The organism is Gottfriedia sp. NPDC057948, from assembly GCF_042887255.1.
Taxonomy (GTDB): Bacteria; Bacillota; Bacilli; order Bacillales; family Bacillaceae_G; genus Gottfriedia.
Genome location: NZ_JBHVPN010000013.1, coordinates 80,430 through 104,580 on the forward strand (window position 1 = coordinate 80,430; position 24,151 = coordinate 104,580).

At 32.4% G+C, this 24,151-nt stretch carries 25 protein-coding genes and 1 pseudogene; 17 read left to right on the plus strand and 9 right to left on the minus strand.

What is annotated here, in order from left to right; all coding sequences use genetic code 11:
• Window positions 1-30 precede the first annotated feature (30 nt).
• The 4 genes from ACFVRR_RS17505 to ACFVRR_RS17520 all read left to right on the plus strand — a co-directional run bounded on the left by ACFVRR_RS17505 (window position 31) and on the right by ACFVRR_RS17520 (window position 3,832).
• A complete protein-coding gene (locus ACFVRR_RS17505; protein ID WP_387331186.1) occupies window positions 31-915 on the plus strand; it encodes an acetoacetate decarboxylase family protein in 885 nt (294 codons plus the stop codon).
• A 29-nt stretch (window positions 916-944) separates the two neighbouring features.
• Window positions 945-1,757, plus strand: a complete 813-nt coding sequence (locus ACFVRR_RS17510) for a glucose 1-dehydrogenase (RefSeq protein ID WP_387331188.1) — start codon at window positions 945-947, stop codon at window positions 1,755-1,757.
• Between the two features lie 212 nt (window positions 1,758-1,969).
• Window positions 1,970-3,361, plus strand: a complete 1,392-nt coding sequence (locus ACFVRR_RS17515; protein WP_387331190.1) for a DUF1254 domain-containing protein — start codon at window positions 1,970-1,972, stop codon at window positions 3,359-3,361.
• A gap of 159 nt (window positions 3,362-3,520) precedes the next feature.
• Window positions 3,521-3,832, plus strand: a complete 312-nt coding sequence (locus tag ACFVRR_RS17520) for a dockerin type I domain-containing protein (RefSeq protein WP_387331192.1) — start codon at window positions 3,521-3,523, stop codon at window positions 3,830-3,832.
• A gap of 357 nt (window positions 3,833-4,189) precedes the next feature.
• Here ACFVRR_RS17520 and ACFVRR_RS17525 read toward each other — a convergent pair whose 3' ends face one another.
• Entirely contained in the window at window positions 4,190-5,356 is a 1,167-nt protein-coding gene (locus ACFVRR_RS17525; protein WP_387331194.1) for a tyrosine-type recombinase/integrase, read from the minus strand.
• A 398-nt stretch (window positions 5,357-5,754) separates the two neighbouring features.
• Here ACFVRR_RS17525 and ACFVRR_RS17530 point away from each other — a divergent pair, with 398 nt between their 5' ends.
• From ACFVRR_RS17530 to ACFVRR_RS17540, 3 genes are all read left to right on the plus strand, one after another.
• Window positions 5,755-6,795 (plus strand): helix-turn-helix domain-containing protein, encoded by a 1,041-nt coding sequence (locus ACFVRR_RS17530; RefSeq protein WP_387331196.1) that lies wholly within the window; start codon window positions 5,755-5,757, stop codon window positions 6,793-6,795.
• 322 nt (window positions 6,796-7,117) lie between these two features.
• The gene (locus ACFVRR_RS17535) at window positions 7,118-7,573 is read left to right on the plus strand and encodes an NUDIX hydrolase (protein ID WP_387331198.1); all 456 of its coding nucleotides are present in this window, start codon (window positions 7,118-7,120) and stop codon (window positions 7,571-7,573) included.
• A gap of 208 nt (window positions 7,574-7,781) precedes the next feature.
• Window positions 7,782-8,981 (plus strand): helix-turn-helix domain-containing protein, encoded by a 1,200-nt coding sequence (locus tag ACFVRR_RS17540; RefSeq protein ID WP_387331200.1) that lies wholly within the window; start codon window positions 7,782-7,784, stop codon window positions 8,979-8,981.
• 497 nt (window positions 8,982-9,478) lie between these two features.
• On the opposite strand, the gene ACFVRR_RS17545 is transcribed toward ACFVRR_RS17540, so the two are convergent.
• Window positions 9,479-10,714 (minus strand): IS110 family RNA-guided transposase, encoded by a 1,236-nt coding sequence (locus tag ACFVRR_RS17545; protein WP_387331202.1) that lies wholly within the window; start codon window positions 10,712-10,714, stop codon window positions 9,479-9,481.
• 513 nt (window positions 10,715-11,227) lie between these two features.
• Here ACFVRR_RS17545 and ACFVRR_RS17550 point away from each other — a divergent pair.
• The 4 genes from ACFVRR_RS17550 to ACFVRR_RS17565 all read left to right on the plus strand — a co-directional run bounded on the left by ACFVRR_RS17550 (window position 11,228) and on the right by ACFVRR_RS17565 (window position 14,167).
• Window positions 11,228-11,590 (plus strand): hypothetical protein, encoded by a 363-nt coding sequence (locus tag ACFVRR_RS17550; RefSeq protein WP_387331204.1) that lies wholly within the window; start codon window positions 11,228-11,230, stop codon window positions 11,588-11,590.
• Between the two features lie 251 nt (window positions 11,591-11,841).
• Window positions 11,842-13,272 carry a flavin monoamine oxidase family protein gene (locus tag ACFVRR_RS17555; RefSeq protein WP_387331286.1) on the plus strand — a complete coding sequence of 477 codons (1,431 nt, stop codon included), beginning with the start codon at window positions 11,842-11,844 and terminating at the stop codon, window positions 13,270-13,272.
• Between the two features lie 166 nt (window positions 13,273-13,438).
• Window positions 13,439-13,600, plus strand: a complete 162-nt coding sequence (locus tag ACFVRR_RS17560) for a hypothetical protein (RefSeq protein ID WP_387331206.1) — start codon at window positions 13,439-13,441, stop codon at window positions 13,598-13,600.
• A 105-nt stretch (window positions 13,601-13,705) separates the two neighbouring features.
• Window positions 13,706-14,167 carry a hypothetical protein gene (locus ACFVRR_RS17565; protein ID WP_387331207.1) on the plus strand — a complete coding sequence of 154 codons (462 nt, stop codon included), beginning with the start codon at window positions 13,706-13,708 and terminating at the stop codon, window positions 14,165-14,167.
• A gap of 95 nt (window positions 14,168-14,262) precedes the next feature.
• On the opposite strand, the gene ACFVRR_RS17570 is transcribed toward ACFVRR_RS17565, so the two are convergent.
• Complete coding sequence (locus tag ACFVRR_RS17570; protein ID WP_387331209.1) at window positions 14,263-14,655, minus strand: hypothetical protein; 393 nt, start codon at window positions 14,653-14,655, stop codon at window positions 14,263-14,265.
• 599 nt (window positions 14,656-15,254) lie between these two features.
• Here ACFVRR_RS17570 and ACFVRR_RS17575 point away from each other — a divergent pair.
• From ACFVRR_RS17575 to ACFVRR_RS17585, 3 genes are all read left to right on the plus strand, one after another.
• Window positions 15,255-16,805: a hypothetical protein gene (locus ACFVRR_RS17575; RefSeq protein ID WP_387331211.1), complete on the plus strand. Its 1,551-nt coding sequence runs from the start codon at window positions 15,255-15,257 to the stop codon at window positions 16,803-16,805.
• A gap of 86 nt (window positions 16,806-16,891) precedes the next feature.
• Window positions 16,892-17,131 (plus strand): hypothetical protein, encoded by a 240-nt coding sequence (locus ACFVRR_RS17580; protein ID WP_387331213.1) that lies wholly within the window; start codon window positions 16,892-16,894, stop codon window positions 17,129-17,131.
• Between the two features lie 262 nt (window positions 17,132-17,393).
• Window positions 17,394-17,555 (plus strand): hypothetical protein, encoded by a 162-nt coding sequence (locus tag ACFVRR_RS17585; protein WP_387331215.1) that lies wholly within the window; start codon window positions 17,394-17,396, stop codon window positions 17,553-17,555.
• Window positions 17,556-17,710: 155 nt separating this feature from the next.
• Here the strand turns inward: ACFVRR_RS17585 and ACFVRR_RS17590 are convergent, their stop codons facing one another.
• Complete coding sequence (locus tag ACFVRR_RS17590; protein ID WP_387331216.1) at window positions 17,711-18,946, minus strand: IS110 family RNA-guided transposase; 1,236 nt, start codon at window positions 18,944-18,946, stop codon at window positions 17,711-17,713.
• A gap of 391 nt (window positions 18,947-19,337) precedes the next feature.
• On the opposite strand from ACFVRR_RS17590, the pseudogene ACFVRR_RS17595 reads away from it, so the two are divergent.
• A pseudogene (locus ACFVRR_RS17595) lies at window positions 19,338-19,736 on the plus strand (DUF4279 domain-containing protein).
• A 144-nt stretch (window positions 19,737-19,880) separates the two neighbouring features.
• On the opposite strand, the gene ACFVRR_RS17600 reads toward ACFVRR_RS17595, so the two are convergent.
• The 5 genes from ACFVRR_RS17600 to ACFVRR_RS17620 form a co-directional block, all read right to left on the minus strand.
• A complete protein-coding gene (locus ACFVRR_RS17600) occupies window positions 19,881-20,645 on the minus strand; it encodes a hypothetical protein (protein ID WP_387331218.1) in 765 nt (254 codons plus the stop codon).
• A gap of 173 nt (window positions 20,646-20,818) precedes the next feature.
• Window positions 20,819-21,235, minus strand: coding sequence for a terminase small subunit (locus tag ACFVRR_RS17605; RefSeq protein ID WP_387331220.1), 417 nt, complete (start codon window positions 21,233-21,235; stop codon window positions 20,819-20,821).
• A gap of 374 nt (window positions 21,236-21,609) precedes the next feature.
• Complete coding sequence (locus ACFVRR_RS17610) at window positions 21,610-21,768, minus strand: hypothetical protein (RefSeq protein ID WP_387331222.1); 159 nt, start codon at window positions 21,766-21,768, stop codon at window positions 21,610-21,612.
• A gap of 20 nt (window positions 21,769-21,788) precedes the next feature.
• Entirely contained in the window at window positions 21,789-21,980 is a 192-nt protein-coding gene (locus ACFVRR_RS17615; protein WP_387331224.1) for a hypothetical protein, read from the minus strand.
• Window positions 21,981-21,992: 12 nt separating this feature from the next.
• Complete coding sequence (locus ACFVRR_RS17620) at window positions 21,993-22,481, minus strand: hypothetical protein (RefSeq protein ID WP_387331226.1); 489 nt, start codon at window positions 22,479-22,481, stop codon at window positions 21,993-21,995.
• 534 nt (window positions 22,482-23,015) lie between these two features.
• Here ACFVRR_RS17620 and ACFVRR_RS17625 point away from each other — a divergent pair.
• Window positions 23,016-23,270 (plus strand): sunset domain-containing protein, encoded by a 255-nt coding sequence (locus tag ACFVRR_RS17625; protein ID WP_387331228.1) that lies wholly within the window; start codon window positions 23,016-23,018, stop codon window positions 23,268-23,270.
• A 429-nt stretch (window positions 23,271-23,699) separates the two neighbouring features.
• Window positions 23,700-24,008, plus strand: a complete 309-nt coding sequence (locus tag ACFVRR_RS17630) for a hypothetical protein (protein WP_387331230.1) — start codon at window positions 23,700-23,702, stop codon at window positions 24,006-24,008.
• Window positions 24,009-24,151 lie beyond the last annotated feature (143 nt).

Here is a 24,151-nt window from a genome sequence, read left to right on the forward strand (position 1 = left end):
AAAACTTAATTTATTAGGAGGAAAGTAACTATGACATTAACAAAAGGAAAACTTACAAAATCTTCTTTAGGAGCTTCAATGCCTTCACACGCTCCATTGTACCCTAGTATTTCTGCAGATGAGAAGTGGGATTGGACAAATATTGATGTGGTCATTGTTGACTATTTGACAGATGAGAAAGTAGCTACAGAAATCCTTCCAGAACAATGTAGTTTAGTGCCAATTCCTAATGCACTTGGACAAGCTGCATCCAAATTAATTTTAGCAAACTACCGTGGTGGTTCGCTTGAACCATATTACGAGATTGTACAAGGAATTCCTTGTATCCATAACGAACAGCTATTCATGTACGTTGCCAATATTTATGTAACGACTGATTCAGCAATGGCTGCTGGGCGTGAAATTTGGGGATTCCCGAAAAAAATTGCTGATGTAACGTTTGAAAATAATGGTGGAGACTTCAAAATCGAAGTGAGCCGACAAGGACATAAATTAATTTCTTGTTCATTTAAAGAAGGTGGAAAACTAGTTTCTGTACCACTTCCTGCTAATGAGTCAATAGAACTTCCACCACCCTATAATATGAATTGGCCACTACCACCAGCAAATGGCACACCTCAACCGATTGTATTACCAATCATGACATTACGTCATATTCCGAACTTCCATGGATGTAATGATCAATGGGCTACTGTTCAATTAGTTGGTACAAATTGGTCACTAGATAAAGGAGAAATGACAGTTGGTGAAGCTGCATTAGATTTCTATCCATCAGAGAAAGATCCAATAGCTAAACTACCTGTAAATATGATTCTAGATGCTGTTCTTTATCGTGGGGATATGTCTCTTTCAGGAAATGCAGCTTCTTTACTTGAAGATATAAAAACTTCAGCAGAAACGGCTGTTTCACGTTAAAAGAATTGGATTGTGGAGGAAATAATAAAATGACAAATTCAAACTTATTCAATCTCAATGGAAAGGTTGCACTTGTAACGGGCGCTGCACAAGGTTTAGGGGAAGCTACAACAAGAGCATTGACAAAAGCAGGAGCTAAAGTAATGATAACTGACATCCAAACAGAAAAAGGAGATAAGCTAGTTTCAGACATTAAAGCAGCTGGTGGAGATGCAAGCTTTTTCTATCTAGATGTAACAAATGAGAATCAGTGGAAAGAGGCTGTGCAAAAAACTGTAGATCATTTTGGTGGACTAGATGTTCTTGTTAATAATGCAGGAATTGAAATTTTAAGCTTTGTTGAACAAATGAGCCTTGAGGATTTTCGAAAAACTCATGCAATTAATGTAGATGGAACTTTTTTAGGAATCAAAAGTGCTATTTCTGTTATGAAACCAGGAGGGATTTCGGGACGCGGTGGTTCGATTATCAATCTGTCCTCTGTTGCAGGTTTTATCGGGTTTCCAGCTTTAAGCGCATACTGCTCTTCAAAGGGGGCTGTTCGATCAATGACAAAAGCAGTAGCATTAGAATGTGCAAAAATGCAATACAACATCCGCGTAAATTCAGTTCACCCAGGGGTAATTCGTACCGAGATGGGCGTCAATTTACTTAATGAACATATTGAAGCTGGAATTTTCTCAAATATGGAAGAAGCTCTAGCTGTTTTCAATGCATTACATCCAGCAGGTGAAGGATCTCCTAATGATATTGCAAACGCAATTTTGTACCTTGCATCAGATGCATCTAAATGGGTAACTGGTTCAGAATTAAAAATTGATGGGGGATTAACTGCACAATAGTAGTTCTTTAATTTGGGCTGACGATTTTTATGAATTTGTAGAACTAAGACAGGTATAAAATATTAATGTATAGCCTGAGTTATTTTATTGTTGTTCCTGGTTTACTTCATCTATTTGTCAGTCTTTCAAAAATAAAGGAATAGTTCCTTCTATTGAATAGCATAGTAGTTACTTTAAAAAAATAAACATTTACATAAAGGGGTTCTATTTTTATGAAAAAAGGAAAAAAATTATTACTCCCTGTAGCAGGGTTATTTGCCTCCATGGCTTTATTTACGGGGAGTGTATTAGCCGAAACAACACCAGCCCAAACTAATCCTCCTATAGTGGAACAACAAAACCAATATCTTGAGAATTTAGCATACAGTATTGGAATCCAGGCGTATTTATACGGGTATCCTCTTGTGGATATGGTCAAAACTATGCAAATACTAACAAAACAAGCTCCATTAAACACCTTTCTTCATAAAAGAAATTTATTAGACGCTAGCTTTAGAGATGTAGTTACACCGAATAACGATACATTGTATTCCCAAGCATGGCTTGATCTATCAAAAGGGCCGTTAGTTTTAAGTGTTCCAAAGATAGAGCACAGATACTATTCCTTCCAGTTTTTAGATGCGTATACAAATTCGTTTGATTACGTTGGAACTCGTAGAACAGGTACAAAAGCGGGGAGATATGTCATTGTAGGACCAAATTGGAAAGGAAAATTAGCTAAAGGTTCGAAAGTAATCCAATCACCTACAAATATGGTTTGGCTAATTGGCCGTACTTTAGTTGATGGAGAAAAGGATTTAGAAAATGTACATGCTATTCAAGATAAATATACACTGACACCTTATCATGAAAAACAAGCGAAACCATCGATAAATTTACCTACTTTTACAGAAAATGATTTCAATGATCCAGCACGTTTCTTTGAAATCATGACTCAAACAATGAAGTTATTTCCAGGGCCGAAAGCAGATGCTGCTATGTTATCCCAATTTAAGTTAATTGGCATAGATCCAAACAAAGGATTCCAAGGAAGTAAAAATCCTGAGATTATGGCGGGACTGACACGAGCAGTAAAAGACGCACAAGAAATCATAGTAAAAACTATCCCTAGTATAGGAACTAATAACAATTTTTGGGCAGTGTATTATAATATTGGGACATACGGTACTGACTACTTAACCAGAGCTGATGTTGCTAAATTTGCATTAGGAGCAAATATTCCTGCAGAAGCCTTATATCCACGTACTACAGTCGATAGTGACGGCAATCCACTGAGTGGAGGGCACCAATATGTTATTCATTTCAATAAAGACCAATTGCCGCCAGTTAATGCTTTTTGGTCGTTAAGTATGTATGGAGCTGATACATTCTTTGTAGCTAACCCTATTAATCGTTTTTCAATTGGAGACCGTACAGAAGGTCTAAAATACAATCCAGATGGTTCACTGGATATTTATATCCAAAATACTGCACCGCAAGGGCATGAATCCAATTGGCTTCCTGCACCAACAAATAACTTTATTCTTATGTTAAGAATGTATATACCTAAGCAAAATGTATTAGATCAATCGTATAAGATGCCAAGCGTACAAAAAGTAAAATGATTTATTATTAAGATGAAGCGGAAAAATTAAACAATCCCTTGAAGCATAAAATGTAATAATAGGTGATAGATATACCAAGAGTGAAATACACAACTGATGACGTAGAATTATTGGCAAGAATGATGAAAGCTGAAGTTTACAAAAAATATACAATTCACATTGTCAGATCAAGTTAGAGGAGAAACAGTAGGTAGATTTTTACGTTATGTTACACCAAGAATAACTGCTGGAGATGCGAACAAAGATAATGTAATCGATGTTATGGATGCACTTCAGGTACAAACTTTCTGGGGTACAAATAAAGCATCAGCAGATTTCAACTTCGATAAAGTAGTTGATAAGAAGGACATGGATTATATTGTCAAAAACTTTAGATTACAAAATCCAACAGTCTCAGATGCACCCAAACCAAAAACAACTTATAAAGGTGTTACGTTAGAGGATGTATTAAGTCAATTAGGATTAAAATAAAGATATACATTTAAGTGAAGAGTATCTGTTATGCACCAAAATCAGTTAAGTGAGATAAAGGTAAAACATTTTCAGATAGTAATAGTATGTTAGGAATTCAGAAATACCACAAATAGTAGCCTTAAGAAAATGTCTTTCAAGAGGTTATTAAGGCTTTTGGTCTAAAGTGATTGAGAGTTAAATAGCAACTCTAGTACAAGTCAATTATCTTTAAATGACATTCTTGCTGATACATTTAATTAGCAAAGTGAAGGGGGATTATCTTGTCCGATAATCTTTCTTCACTATTTCCATAGACTATAAATAACTCTATGACTTTTTAGTTTCTTCTATTATATATAAAAGTTATTATCAAACCTAGAATGTGGATTTATTCTTCCATAACAATCCTACATTTGTATCCCGTTTTTCGTGTTTAGCCAGGTAAATTTGAGTTGTTTTGATACTTTCATGTCCTAAGCTTGTTGAAATTGAATAGATATCAGCTCCATTTTCCCGAGAATGAATCGCATACCAATGACGAAAAAAATGTGCACTTATCTTACCATTACGTGTGTGATGATGTAAAAATGGCAGCTTTGTTCGACTGATCATTTCCGATACAAACTTAGATAGATGATTTGGACTATACGGCTTCATTTTACTAGTTAATATTAAATACGAATCATCCAACGTATTTAACTCCGTTTCTAATCCTTTTCTTTTTCTTAATTGTACAATTGCATCAAATACATACTCCAGTATATATACCTCACGTTCTTTTCGACCTTTTCCCATGATTTTTAACCAGTATCCACTATGATCCTTTGAAAGATCCTTCCATTTTGCAGTCGCAAGCTCTGCAGCACGTAATCCACTTGTAGCTAGGGTTATTAAAATCGTGTAATGCAAAGGAGCAGTCTTGTAAAAGTCTAAAATTTGCTTTACTTCCTCATATGTTATATCTCGATTCGGTAAATCATTTAGAGTTACATTAGCCGAAACGAGTGAGTAGTGAAGAGGGTGTTCTATATATTTTTGTTCATATAAATACTTCAAAAATCCTTTAAGAACCACTGACTTTTTTGCAATCGTTGTTTTTTTGTAAGGTTGTCCATTTCGACCCAATGGAGCAGATATTAACCATTTTTGGTAATTTAATAGATGTCTTGGCTCAATAATTCTCAAGATGCTTGGACTCTCGGTTCGAAATGTATCTTCTAATAATATTCCCTTGTTTTCAACCAAATGGTTATAAAACGATAAGAGTTCTCTTATGTATGTTTTTCGAGTTTGATGGTTTTTACTACCGCTAGCATTATCATTTTCATATAAATCTCCAATTTCCTTCTTCTGGTATGCAAAACGGTAAATCATATCAATATCAGAAAATGCCTCATGGATTTCAACCTTATACTTTTCTATGAATTCTTGTGTACGATCTAACATTTGAATTTGCTCATTTGTTAGTGAAAGTGGATATTCATTTATTTTTTCTATTACATCGTAATTTTTATTAATTGGAAATAAACTTTGAAATTCCAATGACCGGCACTTCCTTTCAATACTTTACCAAATAATAGAAATCAAATTATATGTTACTATTTTAAACTATTTAAATATTATTTTCTATATTTAAACTTTGAAGAAATGTATCATGAGTTGAAGCTTAAAGTTAAGTTGATTAATATATATGCATATTTATAAAAACGTAATAAAATAGTCCATTCTTTTACATTATATACGCATTAAAGGTTTTGTATTTTAACTTAATCTTTAAAGATTAACTACCGATATACATAAAAACGAATCTTGAGTATAATATAGATAATTCTAATTTTTTCCATGTTCAATAGAGGAATATAGTTGGTTAATGTAAATAAAATTATCAATTAAATAGACAAAACTAAATATTATATTAAATTTCGAAAGAGGGAGAAAACTTGATAGAACAACAACTTGAAAATGAAGTAGTGTTAACTACAAAACAAGTGATTAAATACCTTACTGACGTGTGGGGAGATGAACCTTCACATAGCATGATTTACTATTATGTTAGGGAGGGGAAATTAAAAGCAAAGTATGAAGATAACTGGCGTATAGACGGAACATTGCTGTTTGATCGAGTGGTAATTGAAGAATTTGCAAAAGAATTTAAACGACCTGAAGGGTATACACTTTCTGAGGTTTCTAAAATCGTCGGTTTGCATGTAACCACATTACAAAAATATATCAAAGATGGCTCATTAGACGCATCGAAATTTGACTTTAAAGGTAAACCTACATATTTTGTCCCTAAAGAAGCATTAACTAGTTTACAAGAATCTGATTACGTTAATAGAAGCAAATCGAAACGAAAATCTTTTTTTACAAGAGATAAAGAATTTTATTTGTACCAATCATTTAGAAATGAAACCACGAATGATTATGGTCGAATAATAAAAGTAGAAAATAATATCCCTACATTATTAACGGCTCATGGGAAAGAAATAATAGGAGCAGCCATTAAAGATAGCGGATATGAACCCATTTACAAGGTTAATACTTTCAAAAGAATTACTAAAAAGGACTTTGCTAAATTTGAATTATTAATTCCTAACAGTATAAATAGTAAAGAATATCGCGTTTTTGATTTTATCTATAATTATATAGGGGCGGAAAACTTCAACGTTGAAAGAGATTCATATAAAATAATCCTCAAAATTAAACCGATATTTGTTCAAATGGATAAAGAATTGATAGATACATATTATGAAACAATTTTAATTTTAGAAAGAATATTAAAAGAAGGTATTGTTCAACTTAGGTATAATGGTTTGCATATTGGAACGGATAATGAGAGCATTACGATTAATGTTCCAAAAAGTATCAAAGAACAAATACGTGATCTGGCCAATGGATTGGATTTATCTATCGAAGATTACATTAAAGAAAAATTGCTGAATCAACTAAAAGAAATGGAACAAAATGACGTACATATATAATAGGAAGAAAGTGATGTAAAAATGAATGGAAGGAGTTGATCAAATTAACCTTGTTTGATTTTGAAGTTGGGAAAAATCCACTGATTGAATGGCAAGTAAAACGTAAATCTGATAGTAGTTTTACTCTGTCTACTCTATATAGAATAGTATCATATGTTAATAATTGGAGCTTTTTAAGCTCCAATTTTCTTTTGGATATAGGAGCTTAACTTAAGAATTATGAACATAATCTTGTTCAACTAAATGGCAGTTTAGTGGAATAAGATGGAATCATTTGTTACAGTTATATTAGACATTAACATCGTTTATGGGGAGAAAAACAATGGGATATATTATGGATTTAAGAAAAGTTGTAGGTAGTCGTCCACTATTAATGGTTGGCGCAAATGTTATACTGCTAGATTCACAAAAGCGAGTTTTATTACAATTAAGAAAAGATAATAATACTTGGGGATTACCTGCTGGTTCATTAGAGCTAGGAGAAAATTTAGAAGAAACAGCTAAAAGAGAATTGAAGGAAGAGACTGGTTTAACAGCATTAAAGCTTGAGTTTTTTAACATTTTTTCTGGAAAAGAATTTTATTATAAATATCCTCACGGAGACGAAGTATATAATGTAATTGCTACTTATATATGTACTGAATACTCAGGTGTATTAGAAAAAGAAGAAAGCGAAGTGCAAGATTTACGCTTTTTTAGTTTTAATGAATTACCATCTGAAATTAGTCCACCTGAACTTCCAATCATAAAATCATTTAAGGATTCCTTATTCAACTAACTGATGCTTTAGTTGAACAACAAGATCGGCTGTATAGTCGGTTTTTTTATGTCACTAAATGGCAGGTTTGTTTAAGAACTTTTTTGCAATTACCAATGTCTCGCGTGTTTAATAGTTTACTTAGGACACTTATATTATTTCTTAATAGGTTAAACAGCTTTGATATACTAAAGGAAAAGCGTTTCTAGTTGATAAGGGGGGAGCTTTAATGGATTCAAAACCTAGCAGATATTTGACGAAAGAACGCTATCAAAAAATCCTTAAGTTACTTGAAAAATATCATGTCAATACGGAGACAGGTGAAGTATCACATAAGAAATCAGGTCGTATTAGAAAATTTACTGTCACACCTAAGGGATATGAACGAACTCGTTTATCATTAGATAATGGAGAGGTAATATCAGTGTTTAAGCACCAATTGGTTGCCATTGCTGGAGGACTGAATCCTGTTGGGAAAGTAATCAACCATATTGATGGCAACAAATTGAATAATAGTTTAAAAAATCTCGAAGTCGTCACTAATCATGAAAATGTGTTGCATGCCTGGAAAACAGGATTAGTTCAAGCAAAAGAAGGAGAGGATCATCCCTTAACTAACTTAAAAAATCATGATATTTGTGAGATTCGCCGCCTTTACGTTGAAACCCAAATGAACTTTACCGAGATTGGAGAAAAATACGGCATCAGTAGTACGATGGTTGGTTCTATTGTAAGAAGAGAATCGTGGGATCATGTCGATGATGGCCTTTCTTATGATATTAAGGAGCTGAAAAAGAATAAGCCTTCAAAAATGCCTAAAGGAGAAAATCATCATTTCACTAAGTTAACGGAAGAAATAGCAATTCGGATACGGAAAGCCTATAAAATGACGGACTTAACCTCCAAACAAATTGCAGAAAAGTTTGGCGTTTCAGAAGGTGTCGTTTTAAGCCTTATTAACGGTACATCCTGGTCCCACATTAACGATGGAATCGTGATTACAAAAGAAGACAAACAAAAAAGATTATTGAATAGAAAGTTACCAAAGGGCGAAGAGAATCACGCTAGTAAACTCACTGAAAATCTAGTCCGCGAAATACGAAAGCTGTATGGGGCCGGACAGATTACCATTAAACAATTGGCGGAAAGGTATAGCGTAAGTCAATCCGTGGTGTTTAGTATCGTTCACCGTCAAACTTGGAAGAATGTCAAAACTCATTTATACGATTTCGGTGGACCGGAGGAATTGAAAAAGGCACTCAAAAAACTAGGTAATAAAACGAAGAAATTAACCGAAGAACAAGTGAAAGAAATCAGATTACTTCATAAGGAAGGGATGTCTAAAGCAGCCATTGCACGAAAATTTGGTATCGGCGAAACCACAGCTTCCGACATAATAGATAGAAGGACTTGGAAGGATGTTGACTAGCATTTCTAATAAACTGATATAAAAAGTAATGTGTACAAATAACTCCTAACTCATCTTTGAGTGGGAGTTATTTAATGGTTAACTATAAGAACTAACGGAGTGCGTTAGTTGAATAAGCTAAAGGCAGCAATCATAATCATTATCTTGATCTTCCATTAAAGGGCACTTTAATGGAATAAAAGAAGAGCACATATTATATATGACTAATATGTGCTCTTCTTTATTTTTTAAGTTTTTTTAAATTTAAGTCTTGATAACCTAAAGCTGGCTTTTTTATTTAGCTCTGTTAAAGAATATTGTTTATTTTTGCCAAAGAAAAAAAGACCGATTTAGTTCGGTCTTTGTGTATGTCTTGTTCAACTAAACCAGCTAATAGTTGTCAATATTTTTCAATAAAAATTTTATAAAACACATGTTATACTAAAAATAGACATGCCAAATAACCTTCCATCTGTTATGAATTGGAAGGTTTTGTATTTCTTGTTTTATTTTTACATTTAAGCTATATCCTGGAAAGTCGTATTGGTTTTTAATAGGGCATAAATCCAGTGTAAAAGCTTATTTACACAGGCAATAACTGATACTTTATAGGGTTTTCCTTCATTTCGTTTCTTGTCGTAAAACTCCCTTAATCTTTTATTTCTCGGAATGATTTCTTCGGTAGTTTTCTTTTTACGACTGTCTCGAATGGCGCATTTTACAGCCATAAATAAGGCATGTCTTAGTCTGCTAGATCCTCGTTTTGTAATGCGATTTTTCGTTGCTGTAAATCTACCAGACTCAAAGACGCTTGGATCAACGCCAGCGAATGCTACAAGTTTTTTAGGATGATTAAACCGATCAATTTCTCCGATTTCTGAAATAATCGTTGCAGCGATTTTTTCTCCTATACCGGGGATCGTTTGGATAATTTTATATTCTTCAATTTTTTTCACTAGGGCATCTATTTCAACCTTTAATTTTGATAGATGCTCTTTATATTGAAGGATCATCTTAATGTGCATTTCCATCGCTATGACGAGACTATGATATACATATTTTTGAAATGGATTTTTTGTTGCCGCAGTTATTAAATCTTTTGCTTTTTTTCTTGCCCAAGATTTTGAGCGACTATTACAATACAATTTAATCTTCTCCGAAAGTAGTTCTTCTCCTGCGTTAAGAACGTCATTTGACGTTGGAAACTCTAGTAAAGTGAGAAGAGAAACAATCGAGTAAAGGTCTCCAAATACACTAGTGTATTCAGGAAACACTTGATCAAGTATTGTTTGAAACTGTAATTTTGTTTGTGAACTCATCCCAGTAATACTATCGTGTTGTCGAGTTAGATTACGAAGATTTAGAAGCTGGATTCCTCGTTTTTTGTATGGCTCTAACTCTTCTTTGTAATACAGCTCGCAGAGGTGATACGAATCGATCGCATCGGTTTTAACTTTTCGTAAACTCGTGCTTTTCGCTCGATAAGAAATTAATGGATTAACGACAATATACAAATAATTATGTTCTTCTAGAAAATGAAGAATAGGTGAGTGATAGTGTCCTGTCGACTCTAATACAATTGCGGGTTTTTGTTTAGAAAGGTTCTCAATTTCTAATAAAAAATGATGTAATTGACCAAACCCATCAAGTGTATGAGCGATTTTAAAACTGCGTTTATATGAATGCCCCTTATCTAAAAATGCTTGAACTTGACTTTCCCCTTTGGCAATATCCAGACCAACCACTGGATTCATAAACTATCTCCTCCTAAAAATAATTCACCGGTAACCCCTAATCCTTTTTGCAGTGTCATAGGTTCGCTTGTTATACGAGATCTAAGTCCCAACCAGCCCAAATCATGCTTCTACAAATAGGGGGCGAACTGTTTAGTTGACGGGGTCTAAGCCCCACGCATGCAACGTTCTACCCCGGCTACCATAATAATAAGACCATATGAAAAATGGTCAACCAGTAAAAACTGGATGACCTTATAATACGAACGCATGCGTTAGTTGCATAACATTTTTTGAACATTTATAACAACATAGTCAAAACTTTTTAAGTATTGAACACAACCTTATTGAACTAACGAGCAGAAGTACAATTACTGTATTCCCAAGCAAAAAGGTATAATTGGTGATCTGAGGAATATATAAAGGTAAACCTAAAAAGGAGGGATTTTTATTTCGTCGAAGGAAGCAATTCGTTACTTCTTATACTCTGTTGGTTTCTTTATTGCTATTTTCATTGTCTTACAAATTCAACGATTGTTGAAAGAACATTCGGCTGAAACTTATAATTTTATCTCATATATAATTTATGTCCCTTTGTTATACATCATCATTGGGATATTCCTTGGGTTACCAACTTTAATTAAAGAGAACAGTAAAAGTGGTAGATGGTCTTTCAAATTAGAAAAATTGGTATTTGTGGGTGTGCCTGCAATATATATTGCTTTGTATCCTTTGATTTATGCCAAAGCACGTATCCTGATGTTACCAAACTATATAAGCACTGTGCTTTTGTCTAGTGAAATATATTTCATTGCTGCCTTAATTTTTGGATATATACTCGTAACAGCTCTAGAAAAGAAACCTAAAGAACAGCCAGATATTCAAGTGAATGTGTAATAAAGCTTATTGAACTAAATAATGCATTAGTTGAACAACAAGATCGGCTGTTTAGTCGATTTTTTTTATTCAACAAAATGGCAGTTTAGTTGCATAAAGGAAGGATAATTTAAATAGGAATTTCAATGCTTTTAACTTACATATTAAAAATGTGTTTAAATTCTACTTTCTCTTGAAATCGAATAGTGTTTAAAGATAGTCAATTTTTTTACAAGATGAGGTGGTACTCTTTGGTTCAAGAAGTCCTCTCAATGGAGCAAATGATAAATATAATTCAAAATGGATTGAATAAAACGAACTCACCAAAGCGAGTAACAATTATAGGTGCTGGAATATCAGGTTTACTTGCTGCGTCACTTTTAAAAAATGCAGGGCATCAAGTCACTATTTTAGAAGCAAATAGTAGAATTGGTGGACGAATTTTTACAAAAAGAGAGCCATTTCTTGATTACCAATATGGCGAACTAGGTGCTATGCGTATTCCTTCTATTCACCAGTTAACAATTGCATTAATAAATAAATTTAATTTACCTGTAAATGAATTTATTAATAGTACTCCGAATGATCTGATTTACATCAACAATGTACTAACAAATCAAAAAACTTATGAATCAAATCCAGATATCTTAAAATTTCCTGTTGAACCAAATGAAAAGGGAAAAACGGCAATTGAATTACTTAATTCAGCAATAGGTCCATTGTTAGATTTCATAAATCAAGATCCATTAAAAAACTGGGATGTTGTTATTCGTATGTATGATCAATATTCAATGGAGAATTTTTTAAAGTATAATCCGATCGGTCCTTCACTGTCGACTGGAGCAATTGATATGATTAAGGCAATTGTAGGTTTGGAAGGTTTCCCAGAACTTGCATTTACAGCAATATTGAGGGAATTAGGGATATTATTAACACCCAACTTGAAGTTATATGAAATAACTGGTGGGACCGACCAACTTGTAAGAGCGTTTTTACCTCAACTTAGAGATGAGATTAAACTTAATGAAAGAGTAAAAAAAATTGTGCAAAGTGAGTCTAAAGTGACACTCTTTACAGAAAATGAAGTACTTACAAAACGTAATAAATATGAATGTGACTATGTGATTTCTACACTCTCTTTTACACTATTTAACTTTTTAGAGGTGTATCCTTATGATTCTATTTCTTATATTAAATGGAAAATTATTAGAGAGATACATTATGCTGATTCAACAAAAGTTGCTCTACAATTTAGAACAAGATTTTGGGAGAAGTTTGGTTTGTTTGGTGGAAAATTAACCACTGATCTACCGATCAAGTTTTCATACTTTCCAAGTCATAATTCACATGTAACTGGTGTTATGATAGCAAGTTATACATGGGAAGATGATGCCTCCATTTGGGACAATATGACCAATAATAAGCGTATTGAAAAGTCATTGGAAAATCTTGCGGTTATTTTTGGGGATATTGTATATAAAGAATTTTTAGTAGGGTATTCGCACAGTTGGACTCAATTTCCCTTTGCTGGTGGAGCTTTTGTCATGTATAAACCAGGCCAACAACGAGAGCTTGGTCCTTTTATTGGCACACCAGAAGGAAGAATTCACTTTGGTGGTTCTCATGCATCAACTACTCAAGGATGGATACAAGGGGCTATTGAAGGAGGAATCCGTACTGCTTATGAAGTTAATAACTTATAAGTTATGCAACTAACGCAAGCTTTAGTTGCATATCACGAGTTGCTTGCAGCTCGTTTTTTTTATTCAAGTAAATGGCAGATTAGTTGAAGAAGGATTTGCTGTAAATATATGGAACTTATTTTAGAGAGAATAAAAAGATTGGAGTAAATCATTTTTGGAGGTTGCTATGAAAATTAAAAAGAATCCAGTTGAAAACCTCAATGATGCAGTTAACAATTCAATGTCTGGTGATTTAAATGGAATATCAAAAATAGGATGCTTTCCTATGATTATATTAGTGGTTATTATATTCTTTATATACCTCTTGGTAAGGTTCACAGGTAACTAACAACCTTATTCCTTATGCAACTAACTAATGCTTTAGTTGAACAATGAATGACTGCTTCGGCGGTCTTTTTTTAACAGTAAAAACTGTTACTAATGGAGGAGCTAAATGTTTAAATCAAAAAAATCATGGGGATTTATTGGTGCATTCGTATTAATTTTTCTTGTTTATTATAGCTTTTTTTATTCTCCAAATGTACCAACTGCTTCAATTAATATTGAAAATAAGTCATACGAATTGAAAGCAAAAGATTATGATTATAGTGCTTTTGGAAAAGGTACAACAAAAAATTTTTATTTTAAAAGCGTAAATGAACTAAATACACATTTACAAAATGAACCTGAATTAATTGTCCAATCAAACCATCCTATTACTTATAAAAATAGTGCATCAACTGATGCTACCAACGTATCTATTTACAATGTAGATGAAAATGTTTTTTTACGTGGTGAAACTGAATCGACCGTTCAAACTATTACAAAACCTGGGCATTATATCATTCAATACTTGTCTGAATTTGAAACGGGAAAAATAGCAACTTATTATGTTAGGATTCGTGTAATTAATTAATATAAAAATTACTAATTTAGAGGTTGAAAATTGAAAGTGCTTATTCAACTAACTAATGCGTTAGTTCCATAAGAACTCATCATATATACAATAAATTATTTGTTCATTACTATCATTTTTAGTCTCTTTGTATCTTCTTTGTTTAACTCACCATATGATTCGTCTGACTCACTACTGGATAGTTCAGCTTCTATTCCTGAAAACCATACTCCATATTCAGTTTTACTTGTTTTTGAACCATTCTTATATGTCACAACGATTTTGCAATCTTCTTCTTTTGCCCAACTTACTTGTGTACCTGGACTCCACTTAACATTTGCCAGAATTGATTCAATTTGATTCAATGTCTTTTCGCTGCTTATGTTCATAGTGAGATTTTCTCTTGTAATACTAACTTTTACAATTTCTTTATTTTTTTGACAAGCAGACAACCCTATACATAAAATTGCAAATAAAATAGACATTCCATAAATGAATTTTCTTTTCAATTTTACGCCCCCTTGCTTGTACTATTCTAGTAATTAATTCCGTACTTTATTCCTGCTTTCTTATTGAACTATCCTGCCATTATTTTGAATAAAAAAAACTGCCGTAGCAGTTATTCATTGTTCAACTAAAGCATGCTTTAGTTGAATAAACAGCTTTCACTTTATAGATGCATACACAATTATTAATTTTGCTTAAGTTTTTTCTTTTTAACTTTATTTTCAATCAAATCCCATACTATTTTGGTTACTATAAAAATAGGTCCGGCATAAATTGCGAACTTATAGCCATCGATAAACAGCCACATGCCCACACCTAGAATAAGAATAAAAAGAATAATATTTCTTAAAAATCGTAATGACATAATTTTTAATTCTACCTTTCTGCTTTTATTTTTCTTTTCTTCGATACGTATCCAAATCTATATTTAGATTCAATGAGTTTGCAAAAAATTCCTTTTCTTATTCCACTAATCTGCCATTTACTTCAATAAAAAAACTGCAATTAAGCAGTTTGTGTTCTTCAACTAAAGCATGCTTTAGTTGAAAATCATTGAGTTAGTTCGAATAATCTTTTTTTTATTAAGTAAGTGGTAAGTTGATTGAATAAAAAACCAATTTTGACAAACCCTTTGTTAAAACTGGTTTTTTATTTTGGTTATAGGATGGATGGTGGTTTCACCTTGTTAAGTATTAAAAAGGTAGCATCTAAATTAGTTATATTAGCCATAGTATTAACTCTAATTAGTATCGAAATAAAAGTGGTTAAGGCATCAATTAAAAGAATAGATAACAAGGAATTAACACTTAAGGAGGCAATATATCTTGGCTTAAATAGAGCAAAAACATGGAATAAAAATGCTTCTTTAACGAGAATAACAAGTGTCGACGAAAATTTGGAAGGTTCAAAGGGAGAAACTGGGAAACGGTATTATTGGAATATGGAATTTAGTGCATCAAATCAAAAATTATTATCTATAGGAATTTCTCAAGGGAAAATATCCTTTAGCCGTGAGCATGTAGGGGATAATAATGGAACGATAAAATTGGAGGATATTAAGTTTGATAGTCCATACCTACTAAATATAGCAAAAAAAAAATATGGTCTCCAGAAAGGATTGGATTGGGCTACAGGTTACCATTATACTCTTGATCTTATCGAAGGGAAACCAAGTATAACCATTTTGGGTACTGATAGAAATAAATTATTTACACGAATTAGCTTCGACCCTAAAAACGCGCAAGTGACAGGCGCGATACACAAAGTCCCATTTGGTGGTGGTTTGATATCTTTACAAAAAGAATCAAATTCTTCTAAGATAACCCAAAAAGGTATGGCATTAATGGGAATCACAGCTGGGAAAAGAAACTTGGTTACTTGGGGGGATAGAAAACCAACCCAGTTTAATACAGCCAATCATCCGTTTCTTAGAGTAAGTTCAAACGTTGGGAAAAAGTGGACTGACTTAGAAATAAGCAAGTATGTAAAATACGCTTGGTTTAACCCTGAAGAAGAATTGTATGTATCAACGGCATCCGAGATATGGTCAAATGTAACTAGTAAAAATAAAGGGAATAAAATATTGAATTTAAAAAAGGAAATTGAAAACATAGACTATTCTTTGAATAATAACATTGCAGTTTTATCAGATGGTATGGTTTACACAACTATAACTCAAGGGGATAGTTGGGGAAAACATACAGTTCCTGAATCCCTTCACACAATTCAAATCTCAGATAAGGGAGAGTTATTTATCTTAACTCAAAATAGGGAGATTCATCTGAAGAACAAAGATAAATGGAATGCAATATCTATCCCAAAAAATGTAGGTATTCCTTGGGATATGAAAATCCTAAAGAATAGGATCGTAATCACTACCGATAGTGGATTGTGGATACGTGACATCAGTGGAAGTAAATGGAAAAAACTACAAGTTGATGAACAGATTTTTAAATTAATAAAAAAAGGACAGAATTTATTTGGTATAACAGATAGAGGTGCTGCAATTTATGAATTTGATTTTGGAAATGAAACTATCGAAAAGATAGAGAAAGTATATGAGGCTAAAGATAATATTGTATTGGATATAGATGTATTCCAAAACATATTATTAATTGCAACCATTCCAAATTATGTTTGGGAAGAGATGTGAACTATAAGTTTTTCTAATGTAACTAACGCATGCATTACTTTAAAACCAATAGAGTTAGTATGCATTAATTTTAAAGGAGACGAACTATGTTTGTTCCAAATGAATTAGACGGTGCAATTGTGTTAAAACACACAATTAATGACTCGAATAAACATTTGAAGTTAATGATATTTGAGGAAGAAGATGGTACAACAACCAAAGTACCAATAACAGCATTAGCAATTGCACAATATGTGAATGACGATAGATATTATATATATTCCTTTGTGACAAGAATTGGGAAGTACAAAATGACTATCTTCTTGACACAATCGATGAAGCAATGAAATTTGCTGAAACAAACTATGGAATATATATAAAAGAATGGTTTGATAAATAGATTTGTAATGTACAAATTATGCAACTAACGCATGCATTAGTTGCACAACTTGATCGGCTTTATAGTCGATTTTTTTGTGAAACTAAATGGCAGTTTAGTTCAATAACGATAATGTGGAATTCTATGGAAAAAGTTAAAATTCCCCCAAATTATCTAAGTCGAATGAAGTGTATAATTAATTAAGGAATTATAAAAATGGAGGAATTGTAGTGCGTTGGGTAATTAATATTTTATTTGTTTTATTACTGTGTGGTTATTTTATATTAGATAAGAAAGGTGTCCGACAAAATAAAAAGTTAACCAGAGTCATTTGGATATTAATAGCACTTATTTCAATCGCCCTATTGGTGATTAATAATCTAGATTACTAAAACAAATTATATATTGAACTAAACCAGCTAATAGTTGTCAATATTTTTCAATAAAAATCTTATAAAACACATGTTATACTAAAAATAAACATGCCAAATAACCTTCCAACCATTATACTTTGGAAGGTTTTGTATTTCTTTCCTTACCTTTACATTTAATCTATATCTTGGAAAGAGGTATTGGTTTTTAATAAGGCATAAATCCAGTGTAAAAGCTTATTTACACAAGCTATAACTGTTACTTTATAGGGTTTTCCTTCATTACGTTTCTTGTCGTAAAACTCTCTTAATCTCTTATTTCTCGGGATGATTTCTTCGGTTGTTTTCTTTTTACGACTGTCTCGAATGGCACATTGAACGGCCATAAATAAGGCATGTCTTAGTCTGCTAGATCCTCGTTTTGTAATGCGATTTTTCGTTGCTGTAAATCTACCAGACTCAAAGACGCTTGGATCAACTCCAGCGAATGCTACAAGTTTTTTAGGGTGATTAAACCGATCGATTTCTCCGATTTCTGAAATAATCGTTGCAGCGATTTTTTCTCCTATACCGGGAATCGTTTGGATAATCTTATATTCTTCAATTTCTTTCACAAGGGCATCTATTTCAAGCTTTAATTTCGATAGATGCTCTTTGTATTGAAGAATCAACTTAATGTGCATTTCCATCGTTATGACAAGACTGTGATATAAGTTTGTTTGAAATGGATTTATTGTTGCCGCAGCTATTAAATCTTTAGCTTTTGTTCTTGCCCAAGATTTTGAACGGCTATTACAATACAACTTGATCTTCTCAGAAAGTAGGTCTTCTCCTGCGTTAAGAACATCATTTGACGTTGGAAATTCCAGTAAAGTGAGGAGGGAAACAATCGAGTATAGGTCTCCAAATACACTAGTGTATTCAGGAAACACTTGATCAAGTATTGTTTGGAACTGTAATTTTGTTTGTGAACTCATCCCAGTAATACTATCGTGTTGTCGAGTTAGATTACGAAGATTTAGAAGCTGAATGCCTCGTTTTTTATATGGCTCTAATTCTTCTTTGTAATACAGCTCGCAGAGGTGATACGAGTCAATCGCATCGGTTTTAACTTTTCGTAAACTCGTGCTTTTAGCTCGATAAGAAATTAATGGATTAACGACAATATACAAATAATTATGTTCTTCTAGAAAGTGAAGAATAGGTGAGTGATAGTGTCCTGTCGACTCTAATACAATTACTGGTTTTTGTTTAGAAAGGTTCTCAATTTCTATAAAAAAATGATGTAATTGACCAAACCCTTCAAGTGTATGTGCGATTTTAAAACTGCGTTTATATGGATGCCCCTTATCTAAAAATGCTTGAACTTGACTTTCCCCTTTGGCAATATCCAGACCAACCACTGGATTCATAAATTATCTCCTCCTAAAAAATAATTCACCGGTAACCCCTAATCCTTTTGCAGTGTCATAGGTTCGCTTGTTATACGAGATCTAAGTCCCAACCAGCCCAAATCATGCTTCTACAAATAGGGGGCGAACTGTTTAGTTAACGGGGTCAAAGCCCCACGCATGCAACGTTCTACCCCGGCTACCATAATAATAAAACCATATGAAAAATGGTCAACCAGTAAAAACTGGATGACCTTATAATACGAACGCATGCTTTAGTTGGACAACCCCAAGCTGCTTCGGTAGCTTTTTTCTTATTAAAGTAAATGGCAGTTTAGTTGCATAAGGAATTAGAGTTATAATAGAGATATAATCATAAAAATCTAAACTTACTATATTGAGAAGGTGTATGATGGAAGGTTTTTTTAGTTTAAATATTAGAGATGATCAATTAGATTTCGAGGAAATTACAGCAAGCTTGGGTTTTACTCCAACTAAAATAAATAAAAAAGGTACATTAATCACTTCGTTAAGAAAAATGAAAGATGATTTATGGACTTATAATGTTGATTAAGATGGTTATGAACATTTATATGAAGTATTAGATGATTTTTTATTAAAGCTAGATAAATCTAAAGAGTTTATTCGTAAACTTTCTAAAATTCATAATGTATATATTTTCTTCAGTGTTCGTTCAAACTCGGGACAAATGGGATTTGAACTTAACCCTAATATGCTACAATTGTTAGCAGAATTGAATATAAGATTTGAAGTTCATATTTTATCTTATGGTGAAGTAGAAAGTGATTAATTCTTTATTCAACTAAATGATGCGTATGTTGTATAAGAAAAGAAAAAGCCTACCGCAATGATAGGCTCTTTTTTCTCCGCAAATAATACATATCTACGCCCCTAGATAGATTCATTATCAAATACCCTCATAAACTTTATTTTCTTAATCTTGATCAATTTGGCGAACAACAAGTGAAGCATAAACAAGAGTAATTTGTGAATTAGGTCCTTGGAACATTATTTGTATTTTTTCTCCAGCATTTACGTGCAGTTGTATTGTTTCCGACATGCTGGTCCATGCTCTACCCAAATTAGTAATTGGAGCATTAATAGTCTCTGGATTGTTTCCTGACAATACTATTGCTACTAGTGAACCATTATTTGAATCAGTAATAGAAAAAGAAATTTCATAGACACCTGAATGCTGAACAATAATACCATCTGAATCATAGGTTATATCTTTTGCTGGTCCATTTTTTGTGTAATCTTTCGGAAAAGTAAATATTGAGGGAGCAGTCAATGTAGGGCCATGTGGTGTATCATAATTATAATACATTGACCCATAACTTAAAGAGACCCCACCATTTTGACCTTGTGGTCCAATGGCTCCTGTATCTCCTTTGTCACCTTGAGGACCCTGAGGACCAATATTACCAGTAGCACCTTTTGGACCCTGAATACCATTAGTTCCTTTATCACCCTTTAGACCTCTAGGACCTGTAGCACCTGGATCACCTTTCTGATTCCATTGAATAAACGTTTCTGACTGCTTACATTTACTACCTTTGCTAATGACTCTTAAAACTCCATCACTTTTCCTTACACAACCATAATAAGTTTTATTTGTCGTAGATGCGTAACTAATTGCTCCACCGATGATACCAACAAATAAAATCACTGCTGTAAAAATGAAGATATTTCTCCTCATTATTTCACTCCCTATTTTCTAATGTATTTAATACATAAATTATAACTTGAAATATGAATTAACTTTTATTTTTCTATTCATTTAGAATTAATAATTTATCGACAAGTTTTATTATAGTGGCTACCATTAGTTTAATAAGATGGATACTTTTTAATAAAAAAATAACCCCCATTTTACTGGAGGTCATCTATAATATGAACACCTACATTTCCACTAATCTCTTTTTTCTCATTGAATAACGCATATCGTTTCCCTAGGAGTTCAGCTGCTTTATTCCGATCATTTACATTTACTTGCAATTGTAAAAAGTCATGGCCTTGCTTTGTGAACAATAACTTTTCTTCAGTTACTTCAGCACGCATAACACTCGTTAAATATCGTAATACTTCATCCGCAGTGGCAATTCGTTCATCTTGTATGGAACTCATGCGCTTTTGTATACATTCTTTAATTTGAGGTTTTTTCAAGTTTTCAGCTCCAATTGCATAAGCAGTGCTTCTACTATAACCAGAGTTAATTGCGGATTGAGTAGCATTTCCAGTTCGAATGTATTCTTCAACAAACGCCTGTTGTTTTAATGTTAGCCTCATGATTCCGCCCCCATTTCTTTTACTCTAATTATAATTCATTTTCTATCACTAATCTTTTCATATTTTTCCTTGGGGATTCTGAAATAGAGGCTGGTAACCAATTGGGGTTATCATATGAAAAAAAGCATTCTTTGATGTTTTAGGTTCAGATCCAGACAAAAGGTTGCCTTATTTGTTTATTCCATTATTCGTGTGCAATGCAAGTAAAGAACAATGCTAGTATATTAAGGGAAGTTTAATTTTATAGTCTCATGTAGATTCTAACTTTGAATATTTAATTACTGATCTTAAAAATGTAAAAGACTAGTAATCTTCTAAAGAAAAAAGGCAGACGGATAACCCGCTGCTTCTTTTTTATTTGTCCTTTTATATTTTTACTTATTTACCATTAACGCAATTACCAAAAAAGCTAATATTCCAACTGCAATGTACCCAAAAAGGTTTCCATATTGTTCTTTTGTTTCACGCATCAGCGCAAATAGGTATGCTACAAAAACTAAGAATAACACGACGCATATAATCGTAATTATCACGTTCTTTTCCTCCAAATAGTTTATTTTGTAAATAACATATCAATATTTAACATTATTTTAGAAAATCCACCTGCTATGTATCTTATGTGGACTTCATCTAATACAACTTCTTTCCCGTCTTGCCCAGGAACAGGTTCTCCATTTGCAATTTTCTTAAGTAATTGTTGATTCTTATCAAGTCTTTCTTGTGTAATAAGTCCTTTGCCTAACATTTCAGACTCAAGTTATTTTCTTTTTTCTGAAATAAATGGCTCCCCACTATTTAATGAAATAAGAGCATCCTCATAAAAATATTGCATATCTCTTGTAGCACTAGTATAAGCATCTTTCAAATCAGCAATCTCTTTCTTAGATAGTTCACCTTGACTTTCTAAAATGGACCAAAATTCCTTATGAACATCTTTTGTTAGAAATGAAGGATCATCCTGTTGTATTCCAATGATAATCCTTTCTATTCTACCTTTTTCTTCATCTGTGAAAACAATAGATTTCTGTGATGATTTTTTGCTTGTTTCAACATTAGTAAGTTTATCATTATTACCAAATGACTTGTAAAGTTGAGTTAAGGAAGATAAAAGTGCTAACGATACCGCACCGACTAGGAATTCTTTCCGATACTTCTTAAAGATTAAAGTAATTAACCATGCAATTATCAATAAGGGTATTGCTGCACTAATAAAATCTATTGCAAAAGCAAGTAACCTTTCTACCACATTTCCATCTCCTTTTAATTGTCTTTTTAGATAATATTCAGATAATTTTAACTATATAGCATTTACACTATTCTTAATAGAGAAATTTATATAATAAAATAAGCAAGCGGATTATCCTAACGGGTTCGGTTGTAAGGTGCAAAATACTGTAAATCTAAAGCATATCTCAAACTGTTTATTAAGATGTAAAGGTGTACATATATCTAAAAAAGGGATATTTACTTTTATTAGCGAATATCTAATTAAGAACACATATGAATAGAAGAGGTTCCAAAATTACTCTTCTTTTGATAATTAGTTAGGATTTTTATTAAAAGGTTCTTAAAAGATTAAATATTATAAAAGTAGCATTTAGGAGGAATCATTTAAAAGATAAGTGCCATTTTTAGTTTCATGCTAGATGTTCAATAATATTGCTTAATAATGCGGTTAGCAATGATATTTAGAGGGTTATATTCTCAGATAAATTAATCATTCCGAGCATCTAATTACTATGAATAATACTTTTAAAATGGAAGAAGGTAACTATTTCTAATGAGTAACAGCAGAAAAATTTTAATTATAGGTGTGGTTTTAATAATAGGATATTACACATTTCACTATTTTCATATGAAACAAATTAGCGGAAACTGTTCTAACCCTCAAATTAAGGGTAATACAACTACATATAATGGAGAAAAAATATATCATGAACCAGGTGATCAATTTTATACAAGAACAAATGCAGAAGTAATGTTTTGTACTGAAGAAGATGCTGAGAAAGCTGGATTTAGAAGAAGTTTAAGATAGATTTCATACTATTAATTTAAATATTTTGAAGTATAATTTATTAGAAAACAAATGAATCATTCAGCATAAACAGGAGTAAGACCATAAAAATGTGGTCTTTTTCTTTTATTAAATTATCAAAAATAAAATTAAACAGAGACATATTAATTTAAGTGAATTACATCATATTTACATATTGAATCAAATTTTTAATAGAAATTCACTTGGAAACATTGGTATTTCATTAGTGATATGTGTCGAATGACTAATCATAGTAGGTAAAAAACCTATTAAAATCTAGGCTCCGTTAAAGTAAAATGTTGATTTCCTTATTCAACAAAATGGCAGATTAGTTCAAGAAGGATTATAGAATTAAAAGTGGAATTATTGACCTTAGTTGTGGTTTCAGGAGCTGTTTTGTTTAAAAGAAATTTAAGGGGAGATAATTCAATGTTAGAGAAAAATAAGAAAATAACATACTCTGGTGAAGAAATAATTGAGGTGTTAAAGGAAATTGAGCTTATCAGGGTATCATTGGCTAAAATGGGTTCTTGGTATGCGATTGAGAAAAATAAGGCAGAGTACGAAAAAGAAACAACTCAATTTATTGATGGATATAATGTATACAAGAGGTTAGCAAAAGCGAGCCATATATTATCGCTTAAATTTGATGATACATTGGGAAATGATGATATGAGTGACCGAGAAAGAGCAATGGAAGGACTTAAATATTGGACTGCACCGAATGATAAACCATAAAACAAATAAACTAATGGGTAAGTTAGTTAGTTAAACAAACTAATGAGCTAAATGATCAGTTCATATTTAACAGGAGAGAAGAAAACTATTATGACATTGAAAAATATAATTATTTCTACAAGTATTGCTACAATTTTTTCTGT